Origin of the sequence: Klebsiella aerogenes, assembly GCA_029027985.1 — a bacterium.
GTDB lineage: Bacteria > Pseudomonadota > Gammaproteobacteria > Enterobacterales > Enterobacteriaceae > Klebsiella > Klebsiella aerogenes_A.
Window position 1 is genome coordinate 3,311,118 of the sequence record CP119076.1, and the last position, 15,575, is coordinate 3,326,692.

The following is a 15,575-nucleotide window of genomic DNA, read 5'->3' on the forward strand; positions in this document are numbered from 1 at the left end:
CTTACTCTTCCGTTGAGTTCCTGCGTCTGGCGTCCAGCCAGACGCAAATAAATAAAAAGCACAACGCGCCGAGCGCGCACCAGAACACTGCGCTAAATAACCACGCCAGTTCCTGCCAGAACGATCGTTGACTCACAAAGAACATCCGCATCACCAGCAGACAGACCGGTGTCGCCAGCATCGCGCCAATCAGCGGACGTATTACGCGCCTCCCGGGAGACAAACAGCTTGCCAGCGCCCCAGGAAGCAAAAAGAGCAGCAGCCCGAGCTCAGGGTTACCCGTTTGCCGTAAGACCCCTTTCATATGTAGCAATAACGATAAACAGACCACAATAAAAAGAAAGAACCCACAGATTATACCGGCCCACGCGCGCTCAGATTTCACGATATCCTCCTGATTTCGCCTCTAACTCTCTTTCACTTCATCCAGTCAGAAATAGCATTCTGGCAATCCATGCCTATAACGCTCCCGTTGGCGTAAAAACGATTGTGACTAGCCGCAGCATCCAGGAAGGATTAAACTAACGGCACTGTTTTATCGGTATTAACGGGATGCCAGAATAACGTTCGACGTAGTCCGAACGCTTGAGCAACCTTAGACCAAAAAACCATTTCCTTCAACAACTTACTAGTAAATGAGAAGTTGGCTTTCGTGAATATAAACGTCGCAGATTTGTTAAACGGGAATTACATCCTGTTATTGTTTGTTGTACTCGCACTGGGTCTTTGCCTCGGGAAACTGCGCCTCGGGTCAGTACAACTTGGTAATTCCATTGGCGTTTTAGTAGTTTCCTTATTATTAGGCCAGCAGCATTTTGCTATTAACACTGATGCCCTGAATCTCGGCTTTATGCTGTTTATTTTCTGCGTCGGCGTCGAAGCCGGGCCCAACTTTTTTTCTATTTTTTTCCGCGACGGCAAAAACTATCTGATGCTGGCGCTGGTGATGGTCGCCAGCGCGATGTTAATCGCCATGGGGCTGGGAAAGCTGTTCGGCTGGGATATCGGCCTGACCGCCGGCATGCTGGCGGGCGCCATGACGTCCACGCCGGTGCTGGTCGGCGCTGGCGATACCCTGCGCCACTTCGGCCTGCCCAGCGATCAGCTGGCGCAGTCGCTTGACCACCTGAGCCTCGGCTATGCGCTGACCTACCTGGTCGGGCTGGTGAGCCTGATCGTCGGCGCGCGCTATATGCCGAAGCTGCAGCACCAGGATTTACAAACCAGCGCCCAGCAGATCGCCCGCGAACGCGGTCTGGATACCGACTCCAAGCGTAAAGTCTATCTGCCGGTGATCCGCGCCTACCGCGTCGGCCCGGAGCTGGTGGCATGGGCGGACGGTAAAAACCTGCGCGAGCTGGGGATTTACCGCCAGACCGGTTGCTACATCGAGCGTATTCGCCGTAACGGCATTCTCGCGAACCCGGACGGCGACGCGGTGCTGCAGATGGGCGACGATATCGCGCTGGTTGGCTACCCGGACGCGCACGCGCGCCTCGACCCAAGCTTCCGTAACGGTAAAGAAGTATTCGACCGCGACCTGCTCGATATGCGTATCGTGACCGAAGAGATTGTGGTTAAGAACCATAACGCCGTCGGTCGCCGCCTGGCGCAGATGAAACTAACTGACCACGGCTGCTTCCTGAACCGGGTGATCCGCAGCCAGATTGAAATGCCTATCGACGATAACGTGGTGCTCAACAAGGGCGATGTGCTGCAGGTGAGCGGCGATGCCCGCCGCGTAAAAACCGTCGCCGACCGCATCGGCTTTATCTCGATTCACAGCCAGGTGACCGATCTACTGGCCTTCTGCGCCTTCTTTATCGTCGGCCTGATGATCGGCATGATCACCTTCCAGTTCAGTTCGTTCAGCTTCGGCATCGGTAATGCCGCCGGTCTGCTGTTCGCCGGGATTATGCTCGGTTTCCTGCGCGCCAACCACCCGACCTTCGGCTATATCCCGCAGGGCGCGTTGAACATGGTGAAGGAGTTCGGCCTGATGGTGTTTATGGCCGGGGTCGGTCTGAGCGCTGGCGCGGGCATCAACAACGGTCTGGGCGCGGTTGGCGGACAAATGCTGGCCGCCGGTCTGATCGTCAGCCTGGTGCCAGTGGTAATTTGCTTCCTGTTCGGCGCCTACGTGCTGCGCATGAACCGCGCGATGCTATTCGGCGCGATGATGGGCGCACGTACCTGCGCCCCGGCGATGGAAATTATTAGCGATACCGCGCGCAGCAACATCCCTGCGCTCGGCTACGCCGGTACCTACGCTATCGCCAACGTGCTGCTGACGCTGGCCGGTACGCTCATCGTCATTATCTGGCCGGGGCTGGGCTAGCGCCCCGCCGAAGTTTTTTAACTTTTTCGCAAAAAAATCGGTAATAGACAGAACTTTTTCCCTGGACGTCAGTCATAACTAGTGCCACTGCTTTTCTTTGATGTCCCCATTTTGTGGAGCCCATCAACCCCGCCATTTAGGTTCAAGGTTGATGGGTTTTTTGTTGCCTGAATTTACTGACCGGCACGCCCCGCCGCCTTTTCCGTCTCCCCTTCTGCGGGTTATTTTTTCGCCCATACATTCCTGATTCCGGGCATTCGTCAGGCGATACCATGTTGCTTAAAGATAAAACCGTGGTGATTTTTGGCGGCAGCGGTGCGGATTCGTGCTGCGGGTGGAATCGTCGACACCCTGCCGCTGGGACGACGCTTAACTAACGTCGTGCTCCCCCGCCAATCGCCCGACCATCAGCCGAATCGCCGCTTTCGACAGCGGCGCGCTGTCGGTGACGAAGTGCAACGTCATCCCCTCAATAAACGCATCCAGTCCACGCGCCGTCGCCGGTTCAAACCAGTGCTCCAGCGTTTGCTGGCTACGCAGCATCCAGCCCTGCATGACCGTCTTCAGCGCCGGCTGGCTGCTGCAAAACGCATACAGCTGATACATCAGCTCCATATTGCGCGCGGTGGTCACCTGAGCGCTGAAAATAAGTTCGGCGATGGCGTCGCAGGCCTGCTCACGGCTATCGACACCGTCGAAAAACTGCTGATACTGCGCCGACATTTCGGCAGTGAAGTTGCGAAACGCCTCCGCAATCAGCGCCTCAATGCCGCTGAAATAGTAGGTCAGTGAGCCCAGCGGCACCCCGGCGCAGCTGGCGATTTTACGGTGCGTCACCGCGTGGATGCCGTGTGCGGCGATGGTATCCAGCGTCGCCTGCAGAATGCGCTCGCGCCGCTGCGGATCGTTCGGTCTGCGGGTCATCGGTCTGTTTTTTCCCCTCTGTGCGCAATGCCAGGTAAAGTGGTAGCGGAATATGTACAAATGTACACAACCTTGCTACTGTTGTCTGCAACCCTTCTTTCACAGGCGTTTATGGATGACGGCGCAAACCTCTCGCAGAGCCCTACAGCTTCGACTGTGGGCGCTATTTATGTTCTTTTTTATCCCTGGTTTATTAATGGCCTCATGGGCCACCCGCACCCCAGCGATTCGCGACTTGCTAACCCTGTCTACCGCCGAGATGGGGATCGTCCTGTTTGGTCTGTCGATTGGTTCAATGAGCGGCATCCTCTGTTCAGCATGGCTGGTTAAGCGTTTTGGCACCCGCAAAGTGATCCGCACCACCATGCTGTGCGCGGTAGCGGGCATGCTGGTACTGAGCCTGGCGCTGTGGCTTGCCTCTGCGCCGCTGTTCGCCTTCGGGCTGGCCATCTTCGGCGGTAGCTTCGGCTCGGCGGAAGTGGCGATTAACGTCGAAGGCGCCGCCGTCGAGCGTGAAATGAATAAAACCGTGCTGCCGATGATGCACGGCTTTTACAGCTTCGGCACCCTCGTCGGCGCCGGGATCGGCATGGTGGTCACCGGCTTTGGCCTGCACGCCGCGCCGCATATTCTGCTGGCCGCGCTGGTGGCGATTGCCCCAATCGTTATCGCCATTCGCGCCATCCCCGACGGCACCGGCAAGAATGCCGCCGAATCCGCACACAGCGACGCGAAAGGCCTACCGGTCTGGCGCGATGTCCAGCTATTGCTGATCGGCGTAATTGTGCTGGCGATGGCCTTTGCCGAAGGCTCCGCCAACGACTGGCTGCCGCTGCTGATGGTCGACGGCCACGGCTTTAGCCCAACTTCCGGCTCACTGATTTACGCAGGTTTCACCCTGGGCATGACCCTGGGCCGCTTTACCGGTGGCTGGTTTATCGACCGCTATAGCCGCGTCGCCGTGGTGCGCGCCAGCGCGATCATGGGCGCGCTGGGCATCGGGCTGATTATTTTTGTCGACAGCCCGTGGGTCGCCGGGATATCGGTACTGCTGTGGGGGTTGGGGGCATCGCTCGGCTTCCCGTTGACGATTTCCGCCGCCAGCGACACCGGCCCGGATGCGCCGAAACGCGTTAGCGTCGTGGCGATTACCGGCTACCTCGCGTTCCTCGTCGGGCCGCCGCTATTGGGCTTCCTTGGCGAACATTTCGGCCTGCGCAGCGCCATGATGGCGGTGTTGGGCCTGGTGATGATCGCCGCGTTGGTGGCCCGCGCGGTGGCTAAGCCTCAGCCTGAACCTGTGATGGAGAATAGCTAATGAGCATCAAACTGATTGCGGTAGACATGGACGGCACCTTTTTAAGCGATGCCAAAACCTATAATCGCCAGCGCTTTCTGGCTCAGTACCAGCGGATGCGCGAACAGGATATTCGCTTCGTGGTCGCCAGCGGCAACCAGTATTATCAGCTGATTTCGTTTTTCCCGGAACTGGCCGATGAAATCGCTTTTGTCGCGGAAAACGGCGGCTGGGTGGTCAGCGGTAAAGAAGACGTCTTCAACTGCCAACTGCCGACGGCGCATTTCAACGCCGTCGTCGACCACCTGCAAACGCTGCCGAATATCGAAATCATCGCCTGCGGCAAACGCAGCGCCTATACGCTCAACCGTTATAACGACGAGCTCAAAACGGTGGCGGCGAAGTACTATCATCGCCTTGAACTGGTGGATGATTTTAACCACCTTGATGACGTGATTCTCAAATTCGGTCTTAACGTGCCGGACCACTTAATCCCGCAAATTCAACCGAAGCTGCACGCGGCGCTGGGCGATATGGTCACCGCCGTGGCCACCGGCTACGGCAGCATCGATTTAATTATCCCTGGCGTGCATAAAGCCAACGGTTTGCGCATTTTGCAGGCACGCTGGGGGATTGATAATCATGAAGTCGTGGCATTTGGCGACAGCGGCAATGACATCGAAATGCTGCAGCACGCCGGTTTTGGCTTCGCCATGGCGAATGCCAAAGCGGAGGTCAAAGCCGTCGCCAGCCATCATGCGCCGCATAATAACGAGGAAGGCGTGCTGCATATTATCGATAAGATATTGAATCGCGAAGCGCCGTTCGCCTGATGGAAGCCCGGATGCGCTGGCGCATCCGGATCTTTTACGCCTGCTGCGAACTGCCGACGGTTTTATCTTTCAGGAAGTAAATAATCAACCCCAGCCACAGCACCCCGCCCAGCAGGTTAAACAGGCTGAACAGCCCGTTGCCGCCCAGCTCGTAAGCATGCTTGCTAAGCTCGATGCCAACGGTAAAGATCAGCATCTGCAGCATGCCCATCGCCGCCGAAACCGTGCCTTTACTCATGTCGCTGGCGAACAGCGTTAAGCGCACCAGTCCGGCGTTAGCCAGGCCGATACCGAAGGCATAGAAGCTCAGACCTGTGGTCATCCACAGATAGGCATGAGACGAAACAACCGTTGCCGCCGCCGACAAGATCAGACCGAACATGATAGGCCAACCGCCCATAATAATCAGCGAACGCACCGTTCGGCGCGACGTCAGACGCGCCAGCACCAGATTGCCAGCGATCAGCGCGCCGAAAATCGGCACCTGCAGCATGCCGTACTCATAGCTGGTGGCCTGCTCGCCGCTGATGATAATCACCGGCGATTGCGCAATCCATGCCAGTAGCGGCAGGCTGACAAAACCGGTTGCCAGCGCGCCAGCGACGAAACGCAGGTTTTTCAGCACCAGTCGATAGTCGCGCCCCAACTCTTTCACTGACAGCTTTTCACCAAGTCGCGTCGCCGTTTCCGGCATCGCCCGCTGCAGCCCGACGAATGAGATTGCCGCCAGCACGGCGAACAAGACGAACATCATTTCCCACGGCAGTACGTGCACCCAGGCGGCGCCGACCAGCGGCCCCAGCAGCGGCGCAATCAGCGCGACGTTGGCCATCAGGGCGGTGATTTTGATACACACCGCCTCTTCAAACGACTCCTGAATGGCGGCGTAGCCCACCGCGCCAATAAAGCACAGGCTGATGCCCTGCAGGAAACGCAGCAGAGTAAATTGTTCAATGGTCTGCGCCAGCAGCGTGGCCAGACAGGTGATAATAAACCACACCACCCCGGTCAGCATCACCGGACGGCGGCCAATACGGTCCGACAGCGGCCCCAGCAGCCACTGCAAAAACATACCGCCCGCCAGATAAGCGGTCATTGAGGTCGGAACCCACTCATTGCCAACCTGAAACTCCTGTACCACCGCGAGCATGCCCGGTTGGATCATATCGTTGCCGATATAGGTGGAGAATTCATATAACACAAGGCACAGCGGGAACAGCAGCGCCTGACGACCAAGGCGCTTACCTGAAAGTGAATAATTCTGCATGCAGTCTCTTAATTAAAAAAAATCGCGCAAAGTTTAATGAAAGTCGACCCGGGGAGATAGTGAATTGTGAGTGACAATGAAAAATATCGCCAACCATCGATAGCATGAAGCGGATATTTATATTTCGTTTATGTTTCAATGAGATTACAGCCTATATACTCTCTGTGGCGAAGTGTCAGCATGGATATTTGGCAGGTACATTTCGTAACAACATGATAATTAAGACAATGCTGCTTTACCTCATCGCGGCCTTTCATTAAGTTGAGCGGCTTATTGCCATTGGAACCAGAGACTGGAAGTATGCTGGAAAATATCAACTACGCGCTGTTTACCCTGATTAACGCCACCCCGGCTTCCTCGTGGTGGGCGATAGAGGTTGCCACCTTTATTGCCAAAGATTTAATTATTATTGTGCCGTTGCTGGTGGTCACATTGTGGCTATGGGGACCGAACCAGCGCCAGCTGGTGTTTAAGGTGATGCTGGCCCTCGCCCTGAGCCTGATCATTTCCTGGGCTATCGGTCATCTGTACCCGCACGATCGCCCGTTTGTTGACGGTGTCGGCTATAACTTCCTGCATCACGCGGCGGATGACTCCTTCCCCAGCGATCACGGCACCGTAAGCTTTACCTTTGCGCTGGCGTTTTTGTTCTGGCATCGGGTATGGTCCGGTTTGCTACTGCTGGTTATCGCTTCGGCGATTGCCTGGTCACGCGTGTATCTTGGCGTACACTGGCCGCTGGATATGCTGGGCGGGCTGCTGGCCGGGATGTGCGGTTGCCTCGGCGCGCAACTGCTGTGGCAAAGCGGCGGTCATGGCCTCTATCAGCAGCTACAACGCCTGTACCGTTTCTGCTTCTCGCTGCCGATTCGTAAAGGCTGGGTACGCGGTTAACGCCTGACAGGTGACGAACCCCTCGCCGCCGGGTAAAATCAAGCTAACGCCCTGCAATCGCAGGGCGATTTTAGCTCAGAGGGTATATGGAAACTCGTCGTGACGAACGCATCAACCAGCTCATTCAGGCACTCAAGCGCAGCGATAAACTTCACCTGAAGGAAGCGGCATCGCTGCTTGGCGTGTCGGAAATGACTATTCGTCGCGATTTGAATGGCCACAGCGGCCCGGTGGTGCTGTTGGGCGGTTACATCGTACTGGAACCGCGCAGCGCGACGCACTATCTGCTGAGCGACCAAAAAACCCGATTAGTGGATGAAAAGCGCCGCGCCGCGCGCCATGCCGCCGGGTTGCTCGAAGCCCATCAAATGGCCTTTTTTGATTGCGGCACCACCACGCCGTGGATCATTGACGCCATCGATAAAGACCTGCCGTTCACCGGGGTGTGCTACTCACTGAATACCTTCCTCGCCCTGCAGGAAAAACCACAGTGTCGCGCCATTCTCTGCGGCGGAGAATTCCACGCCAGCAACGCCATTTTCCTGCCATTAAGCCTGCAGGATACCTTGAGCCATCTTAGCCCGGATATCGCCTACTACTCTGCCGCCGGAATCGACTGCGAACAGGGGGCGACCTGCTATAACCTTGAAGAACTGCCAGTGAAACACTGGGCGATGAGCAATGCCCGCTACCACGTGCTGGTCGTTGATCATAGTAAGTTCGGAAAAGTGCGGCCAGCGCGGATGGGGGAATTGTCGCGGTTTGACGTCATCGCCAGCGATGTTCGCCCGGATGACGATTTGCTGGCGCTGGCGAAAGAAAAGCAAATATCGCTACTGTACTAGCCGCGCCCCGCAGGGCGCGGCTCGTCACTTAAGAGAACCAGCTACCGAACCAGCCGTGCAGTTTCATCAGCACGAAATCGATCATTCGGCTAAAGAAACCGCCCTCTTTCACTTCTTCCATCACCACCAGCGGACGCTGTTCAATGGTTTTATCGTTGAGCTTAAAGTCGATGGTGCCCACCACCTGCCCTTTAGCTAGCGGCGCAGTCAACTGCGGTTCGGTCAGGTTATAGCTCGCTTTCAGGCTTTTCAGCTGGCCGCGCGGAATCGTTACCGAACCCGCTTCGCCTGCGCCGAGTTTGACTTCATTGCTGTCGCCGAACCACACGCGCTGTGAGATAAAGGTCGCATCAGGCTTGATTGGCGTCACGGTTTCATAGAAACGGAAGCCCCAGGTCAGCAGTTTTTCCGATTCATTAAAGCGGATACGGTCGGTTTTGGTACCGAGGACCACGGCAATTAAACGCATATCACCCTGGGTCGCGGAAGAGACCAGGTTGTAACCGGCGCCGGCAGTAGTCCCGGTTTTCACCCCATCGGCGTTAAGATTGGTGCTCCACAACAGGCGGTTACGGTTTGGCTGGCGAATTTTATTGAAGGTGAACTCTTTTTCCTTATGTACCGCATACTCTTCCGGTACATCGTGGATCATCGCTTTGGTCAGCAGCGCCATATCGCGGGCGGTACTGAACTGCCCCGGCGCATCCAGACCATGGACGGTCTTAAAGGTGGTGTTGGTCAGCCCAATTTTCTGCGCATAGCCGTTCATCAGATTCACGAACGAATCCTGGCTACCGGCGACATAATCGGCAATAGCGATGCTGGCATCGTTGCCGGACTGAATGATCACGCCCTTATTGAGATCTTCAACCGAAACCTGCATTCCCGGCTTAAGGAACATCACGGAGGAACCACGCAGCACCGGGTTGCCGGTCGCCCACGCATCGCGGCCAACGGTGACCGTGTCGGTCAGTTTAATTTTGCCCGCTTTCAGCGCCTGACCCACGACATAGCTGGTCATGATTTTCGTCAGGCTTGCCGGGTCGAGTTTCTCGTCGGCGTTACCTTCGCTCAGCACCTTGCCGCTGGCATAGTCCATCAGGATCCAGGCTCGCGCATCAATCGATGGCGCAGCAGGAAGTTGTTCCGCCGCCTGCACCGCAGGCGCCACGAGAAGTAAAAGCGTGCAGCCTGCCGCGAGGCCGCGAAGGGAAAAAGCATCATGCGTCATAAGAGCCACCCAAGTATCCTTTCCAAACAAAATATGCCGCAACACTCTTGCCGCACAGCACAAGGCGGTGAGTAAAGCGTACAAATGACCTTAAAGAAACAGCGAGTTGGTAAAGTTTTTAAAGTTTACGCAATAACCTCGATGCCTGCTGAAAACAAGGCAATTTTTTTGATCGTGATTGCCTAAACTGTTAACTTTATTCCAACATGATTGCTCACCATGTTGCAACGGCGACTCAATAATATGCAGGAGCGGATATGATTACGCTATGGGGCAGAAATAACTCGACCAACGTGAAGAAAGTTCGCTGGGTGCTGGCGGAACTGGATCTTCCTTATCAGCAAATTCTGGCGGGGTTGGAGTACGGTCTGAATCACGACCCGGAATATCTGGCGATGAACCCGAACGGCCTGGTGCCGCTATTAAAAGATGATGCCAACGGGCTGGTGCTGTGGGAATCCAATGCCATCATCCGCTATCTCGCCGCCCAGTATGGACCGACCCCGCTGTGGGTTGCGTCGCCGGCGCAGCGCGCGCAGGGGGAAAAATGGATGGACTGGGCTAACGCGACGCTGTCGCCAGCGCACCGTCCGGTCCTGATGGGGTTGGTGAGGACGCCGCCGGCGCAGCGCGACCAGGCGTCCATCGATGCCGCTATCAGCGCCTGCGAATCGCTGTTCGCCATGCTCGACGATGAGCTGGCGAAGCACGTTTGGCTTTCCGGCGACGAATTCGGCCTTGGTGATGTGGCGGTGGCGCCATTCGTCTATAACTTGCTTTCGATCCTCGATAGCTGGCAGCCGCGGCCGCATTTACAGCGCTGGTATCAGCAGATCCAACAGCGTCAGGCTTTCCGCGACGTGGTGATGATCCCGGTCACCTGAGATTAAGCAGGGATTTTATCTAAACGTTAACAGGGGGAGCGCTCTCCCCCTGAGTTCAGGCGTGGGTGATTGGCGACGATTTATTCAAAATATGAATATTCATCGTCAGTCCTGACAGACAGCGTTCTAGCTTCTCTACGTTAACAGCAATGTAAGCCGGGCAATCGTGATGCCCGCTCATCAGGCAAACCGCCGCAGAGGCGACGGACTCGCCGGCAAGTCGGAAGGCTTCCATTTCCTCCGGCGCGATGGCGTGCTGCAAGGGCGGCGCGTGTACGCGCAGTTCATGGCATAGCTCAAACAAGTTATCACGCAGATGGTCATTTTCGCTGACTGACATATAGCCTTTCGCTTTACGAAGCTGCAAATAAGCGGCGAGATCAATGTTGGCATTAATCAACTTATTCAAAAGGTTAAAGTAACGTCTGTCAACGCTCATCATGGGTCCTCCTCTGTCGTCCATTACCACTATCATAGTATGGTCATTTTTTGAGCAGAATCATGAGCGAGGTCAATAATTCCGGGTCAATTAACATTATTTACAATGTTACAACCCCAGAGGAAGCGCCGCGCCATTAACCCACTAGCGGCTTATTCATCAACTTTTCCAGCACCTTAAGCGGCGAATACTGTGGATTATTCATTGCACTCACCGGCAATTGGAAGGTTTGTTCCAGCATAAATTGCCCGCCCATCGCTGCGTGTGGCGTCTGATCGGAAAAGCAGACCCAGGTACTTCCCGCCGCAAAGTCTACCGCCTGCTGTACGCCGTGCTGCTGATACTCCGGCGTGCTTTTCATTTTGTCATGCAGCGCCAGCATCAGGTGATCGTAATGGCTACGTTTGCTTTTAGTGATCCCCACTGCCGATTGCAGCCAACTGGCAAGCGGCGACCACGGTTTTAGTGACGGTAAAAAACGCTCGGCGAGGGTTTCAAAATGTTCCCCGGTACGCCACAAGCGCGGCTCGCCGTGAGGATTGATATTGCAAAAAACACGCAGGATCCGATCGCCGTATACCGGGCGCGACGGGAAAGCATCGACATGCAGACGGGTATCATCTTTGCGCCAGGAAGTATTGTCACGCCAGGCGGTAATCGGGTGCAGACGTAGGCTGGTTTGCGGGCGGTACAGCGCTTCGCGGTAGCCGGGCAGCAACGCGTCGATCAGGCGTAACGTCGATTGATAGTAACGTTCGGTCAACTGCATCACCGCTGGCATTTTCGCCGCATCCGCCACGCCTTTAATTTCGCGTTTCTCCGGCTGATAACTAATGTTCTTACGCTTCGGAGACACCAGGTCAGTATTGAGTAATTCGAGTTCTTCGTCAGTCAGCGAAAAATCCAGATTCGGTAAATAGAGGACATTGCCCTCTTCCAGCGAGTGTTGAATTGACGTTGGCTGCGGCGGAATATCGAGATGGGTAAAGGGTAATGTCGTAAGGGCCAGCGGACTGCTCGTGGTCATTGTTATGCTCCTTGCCGCATGGATTTTATCAGTATTGACTCCGGCTGTGGGCAAGGTTACCAAAATGTTATTAAACGCAACATCAACGCAACTTAAATAACGCCTTTCACCTCAATGAGCGTCCTTTCTCGCCGTAAAGCTTTTTCATCATTCATCACGCCGTGGCTATACTCTTTTTCGCAAAGATCTGTAGAATTCCTGCCCTGACCATTCCAATAAATGAACAATTTTTAAGCTATGAGCAATGTCACGCACCAGCCGAAAATCGGCTTCGTCTCCCTGGGCTGCCCGAAAAATCTCGTGGACTCAGAACGTATTCTCACCGAACTCCGTACCGAAGGGTATGACGTGGTTCCCAGCTACGACAATGCCGATATGGTTATCGTCAATACCTGCGGCTTTATCGATAGCGCCGTACAAGAATCGCTCGAAGCGATCGGCGAAGCCTTAAAAGAAAACGGCAAAGTGATCGTGACCGGCTGCCTTGGCGCGAAAGAAGATCAGATCCGCGAAGTGCATCCGAAGGTGCTGGAAATTACCGGCCCGCATAGCTACGAGCAGGTACTGGAGCACGTCCACCACTATACGCCGAAGCCGAAGCACAACCCGTTCCTCAGCCTGGTGCCGGAACAGGGCGTCAAGCTGACGCCGCGCCACTACGCGTACTTAAAAATCTCCGAAGGCTGCAACCACCGCTGTACCTTCTGTATTATCCCGTCCATGCGCGGCGATCTGGTGAGCCGTCCGATTGGCGAAGTGCTGGCGGAAGCCAAGCGCCTGGCCGATGCCGGAGTGAAAGAACTGCTGGTGATTTCTCAGGACACTTCCGCCTACGGCGTTGACGTCAAGCACCGCACCGGTTTCCACAACGGTATGCCGGTGAAAACCAGCATGGTCAGCTTGTGCGAAGAGCTGGCGAAGCTCGGTATCTGGGTGCGTCTGCACTATGTCTATCCGTATCCGCACGTTGACGATGTGATCCCGCTGATGGCAGAAGGCAAGATCCTGCCGTATCTCGATATTCCGCTTCAGCACGCCAGCCCGCGTATCCTTAAACTGATGAAACGCCCGGGTTCCGCTGACCGCCAACTGGCGCGGATCAAACAGTGGCGCGAGATCTGCCCGGATCTGACCCTGCGTTCCACCTTTATCGTCGGCTTCCCGGGAGAAACGGAAGAAGACTTCCAGATGCTGCTCGACTTCCTGAAAGAAGCGCGCCTCGACCGCGTCGGCTGTTTCAAGTACAGCCCGGTAGAAGGCGCCACCGCCAACGAACTGGCGGATCAGGTGCCGGAAGAAGTGAAAGAAGAGCGCTGGAACCGCTTTATGCAGCTGCAACAGCAGATTTCCGCTGAGCGTCTGCAGGAAAAAGTGGGTCGCGAAATTATGGTGCTGGTCGATGAAGTCGATGAAGAAGGCGCCATTGGCCGAAGCATGGCCGATGCCCCGGAAATCGACGGCGCAGTCTACCTGAACGGCGAAACCAACGTGAAACCGGGCGACGTGCTGCGCGTGAAAGTTGAACACGCCGACGAATACGACCTGTGGGGCACCCGAGTCTAATTCGGTTTCCCGGATAGCGGCCTCCGCCTTATCCGGGCTACCCCGTTGCGTCGTTTTGTGTCTATCATACCGCTGAAAACCGTAGCCTAGCCAAGCACGGGCTGGGAAAACCCGGATAGCGGCTTGCGCCTTATCCGGGCTACCAACCAACGTAACCCCCGCTAGCCTTTTATCTTCGGATCCAGCGCATCCCTTAGCCCATCGCCCAGCAGGTTAAACGCCAGCACCGTCAGGAAAATGGCGATCGCCGGGAATAGCGCCACGTGCGGCGCCATCACCATATCCGCTCGCGCTTCGTTAAGCATCGCCCCCCATTCCGGCGTCGGCGGCTGCGCGCCAAGGCCGAGGAACGACAGGCTGGCGGCGGAAATAATCGACACGCCAATCCGCATGGTGAAATAGACCACAATCGACGACACTGTGCCGGGCAGAATATGGTTGAACAGGATCGTCGTATCGCTGGCGCCAATGCTGCGCGCCGACTCGATAAACGTCTGCTGCTTCAATACCAGCGTATTGCCGCGCACCAGGCGGGCAAAGGCCGGGATCGAGAATATCGCCACCGCGATAATCACGTTAGCCATCCCGTTGCCCATTACCGCCACCACCGCAATCGCCAGCAGAATGCCGGGAAAAGCGAACAGCACATCGCAGATACGCATGGTGATGCGGTCCCACCAGCCTTCGTAGTAACCCGCCAGCAGGCCGAGTACGGTACCAATCAGCGCGCCAATCAGCACCGCCAGCACCCCGGCGGCCAGCGAAATCTGCGCGCCGACCAGCACCCGGCTGAAGATATCGCGCCCCAGCGAATCGACGCCGAACCAGTGCATCATCGACGGCCCCTCATTGAGCCGGTCATAATCGAAATAATTTTCCGCATCGAATGGCGCAATCCACGGCGCGGCGATGGCGACCACGATCAGCAGCAACACAAATATCCCTGCCGCCATCGCCACTGGCTGGCGACGAAAACGCCGCCAGAACTCATGCCACGGCGTGCGGATCTGTCCGGGCTTGACGCCCGGCATCGCGTTGATAACCGCTTCCCTTCTCCAGTTGAGCAATCGCACCTTACTTGTACCTGATAGCCGGGTTAATGGCGGCATACAGCACATCCACCACTAAGTTGATAAGAATGAACTCCAGCGAGAACAGCAGCACTTCCGCCTGGATCACCGGGTAGTCGCGCATCTCCACCGAATCGACCAGCAGGCGCCCGAGCCCAGGCCAGTTGAAGACCTTTTCCACCACGATGGAACCGCCAAGCAGAAAACCGAACTGCAACCCCATCATGGTCACTACCGGGATCATCGCATTGCGCAGACCATGCTTCAGCACCACCAGCGTTTCGCTGACCCCTTTGGCCCGCGCGGTACGCATGTAGTCTTCATGCAGCACATCGACGAACGACGCGCGGGTAAAGCGCGCCATCACCGACGCCACCGCCGCGCCGAGCGTCACCGACGGCAGAATATAGTGCCGCCAACTGTCGGCGCCGACCGTCGGCAACCAGCCCAGCTCCACGGAAAAGACCTGCATCAGCAGCATACCGAGCGCGAACGCCGGGAAGGAGATCCCGGTCACCGCCAGCGCCATCCCCAACCGATCCGGCCAGCGATTGCGCCACACCGCCGCGGCAATGCCCGCCGCCATGCCGAACAAAACCGCCCAGGTCATACTGGCCAGCGTCAGCCACAGCGTCGGCATAAAGCGGCTGGCAATTTCGCTGGTCACCGGGCGACGCGAAGCCATCGAGGTGCCGAAATCCCCCTGCAACACATTGGTAATGTAGTGCCAGAACTGTACGTGCAGCGGCTGATCGAGCCCCAGTTGCTGACGCACCATCGCCACCACCTGCGCATCGGCTTCCGGCCCGGCAATCAACCGCGCCGGGTCGCCCGGCAGCATATGCACAAACAGGAACACCAGCACCGCGACGATCAGCAGCGTCGGAATCAACCCCAGCAGGCGTTTAATCACATAATTCAGCATCGTCCCCTCCCAAAGAGGGAGAGGGAATGCGTGAAGAT

The 15,575-nt window shown here is 56.4% G+C and carries 15 protein-coding genes; 7 read left to right on the forward strand and 8 right to left on the reverse strand.

The features are described 5' to 3' along the window. Position 1 precedes the first annotated feature (1 nt). Positions 2-385, reverse strand: coding sequence for an inner membrane protein YbjM (gene ybjM / locus PYR66_15750; protein WEF26763.1), 384 nt, complete (start codon positions 383-385; stop codon positions 2-4). 267 nt (positions 386-652) lie between these two features. On the opposite strand from ybjM, the gene PYR66_15755 reads away from it, so the two are divergent. After that, on the forward strand, positions 653-2,338 hold the full coding sequence (locus PYR66_15755) for an aspartate:alanine antiporter (GenBank protein ID WEF26764.1): 1,686 nt from the start codon (positions 653-655) through the stop codon (positions 2,336-2,338). Between the two features lie 369 nt (positions 2,339-2,707). Here the strand turns inward: PYR66_15755 and PYR66_15760 are convergent, their stop codons facing one another. After that, positions 2,708-3,262, reverse strand: a complete 555-nt coding sequence (locus PYR66_15760) for a TetR family transcriptional regulator (GenBank protein ID WEF26765.1) — start codon at positions 3,260-3,262, stop codon at positions 2,708-2,710. Between the two features lie 115 nt (positions 3,263-3,377). Here PYR66_15760 and PYR66_15765 point away from each other — a divergent pair, with 115 nt between their 5' ends. Together PYR66_15765 and PYR66_15770 are read left to right on the forward strand one after the other, a co-directional pair. Then, positions 3,378-4,580: an MFS transporter gene (locus PYR66_15765; protein ID WEF26766.1), complete on the forward strand. Its 1,203-nt coding sequence runs from the start codon at positions 3,378-3,380 to the stop codon at positions 4,578-4,580. Further along, the gene (locus tag PYR66_15770; protein WEF26767.1) at positions 4,580-5,392 is read left to right on the forward strand and encodes a Cof-type HAD-IIB family hydrolase; all 813 of its coding nucleotides are present in this window, start codon (positions 4,580-4,582) and stop codon (positions 5,390-5,392) included. Before PYR66_15765 ends, PYR66_15770 begins: the two co-directional genes overlap by 1 nt. 34 nt (positions 5,393-5,426) lie before the next feature. Here the strand turns inward: PYR66_15770 and kdeA are convergent, their stop codons facing one another. Continuing rightward, positions 5,427-6,659 carry a multidrug efflux MFS transporter KdeA gene (gene kdeA, locus PYR66_15775; GenBank protein WEF26768.1) on the reverse strand — a complete coding sequence of 411 codons (1,233 nt, stop codon included), beginning with the start codon at positions 6,657-6,659 and terminating at the stop codon, positions 5,427-5,429. Between the two features lie 300 nt (positions 6,660-6,959). On the opposite strand from kdeA, the gene ybjG reads away from it, so the two are divergent. Beyond that, positions 6,960-7,553: an undecaprenyl-diphosphate phosphatase gene (gene ybjG, locus PYR66_15780; GenBank protein ID WEF26769.1), complete on the forward strand. Its 594-nt coding sequence runs from the start codon at positions 6,960-6,962 to the stop codon at positions 7,551-7,553. Between the two features lie 86 nt (positions 7,554-7,639). Beyond that, entirely contained in the window at positions 7,640-8,398 is a 759-nt protein-coding gene (deoR, locus tag PYR66_15785) for a DNA-binding transcriptional repressor DeoR (protein WEF26770.1), read from the forward strand. A gap of 28 nt (positions 8,399-8,426) precedes the next feature. On the opposite strand, the gene dacC is transcribed toward deoR, so the two are convergent. After that, positions 8,427-9,629: a serine-type D-Ala-D-Ala carboxypeptidase gene (gene dacC, locus PYR66_15790; GenBank protein WEF30473.1), complete on the reverse strand. Its 1,203-nt coding sequence runs from the start codon at positions 9,627-9,629 to the stop codon at positions 8,427-8,429. 257 nt (positions 9,630-9,886) lie between these two features. Between dacC and PYR66_15795 the strand changes: the two genes are divergently transcribed. Then, positions 9,887-10,513 carry a glutathione S-transferase family protein gene (locus PYR66_15795; GenBank protein ID WEF26771.1) on the forward strand — a complete coding sequence of 209 codons (627 nt, stop codon included), beginning with the start codon at positions 9,887-9,889 and terminating at the stop codon, positions 10,511-10,513. 55 nt (positions 10,514-10,568) lie between these two features. Here PYR66_15795 and bssR read toward each other — a convergent pair whose 3' ends face one another. Both bssR and PYR66_15805 read right to left on the reverse strand, forming a co-directional pair. Continuing rightward, a complete protein-coding gene (bssR, locus tag PYR66_15800) occupies positions 10,569-10,952 on the reverse strand; it encodes a biofilm formation regulator BssR (GenBank protein WEF30474.1) in 384 nt (127 codons plus the stop codon). A gap of 136 nt (positions 10,953-11,088) precedes the next feature. After that, positions 11,089-11,979: a Kdo hydroxylase family protein gene (locus tag PYR66_15805; protein ID WEF26772.1), complete on the reverse strand. Its 891-nt coding sequence runs from the start codon at positions 11,977-11,979 to the stop codon at positions 11,089-11,091. Between the two features lie 237 nt (positions 11,980-12,216). On the opposite strand from PYR66_15805, the gene rimO reads away from it, so the two are divergent. After that, a complete protein-coding gene (gene rimO / locus PYR66_15810) occupies positions 12,217-13,542 on the forward strand; it encodes a 30S ribosomal protein S12 methylthiotransferase RimO (GenBank protein ID WEF26773.1) in 1,326 nt (441 codons plus the stop codon). Between the two features lie 161 nt (positions 13,543-13,703). Here rimO and gsiD read toward each other — a convergent pair whose 3' ends face one another. Together gsiD and gsiC are read right to left on the reverse strand one after the other, a co-directional pair. Continuing rightward, the gene (gene gsiD, locus PYR66_15815; protein WEF26774.1) at positions 13,704-14,615 is read right to left on the reverse strand and encodes a glutathione ABC transporter permease GsiD; all 912 of its coding nucleotides are present in this window, start codon (positions 14,613-14,615) and stop codon (positions 13,704-13,706) included. Position 14,616: 1 nt separating this feature from the next. After that, positions 14,617-15,537: a glutathione ABC transporter permease GsiC gene (gsiC, locus tag PYR66_15820; GenBank protein WEF26775.1), complete on the reverse strand. Its 921-nt coding sequence runs from the start codon at positions 15,535-15,537 to the stop codon at positions 14,617-14,619. Positions 15,538-15,575: the final 38 nt, after the last annotated feature.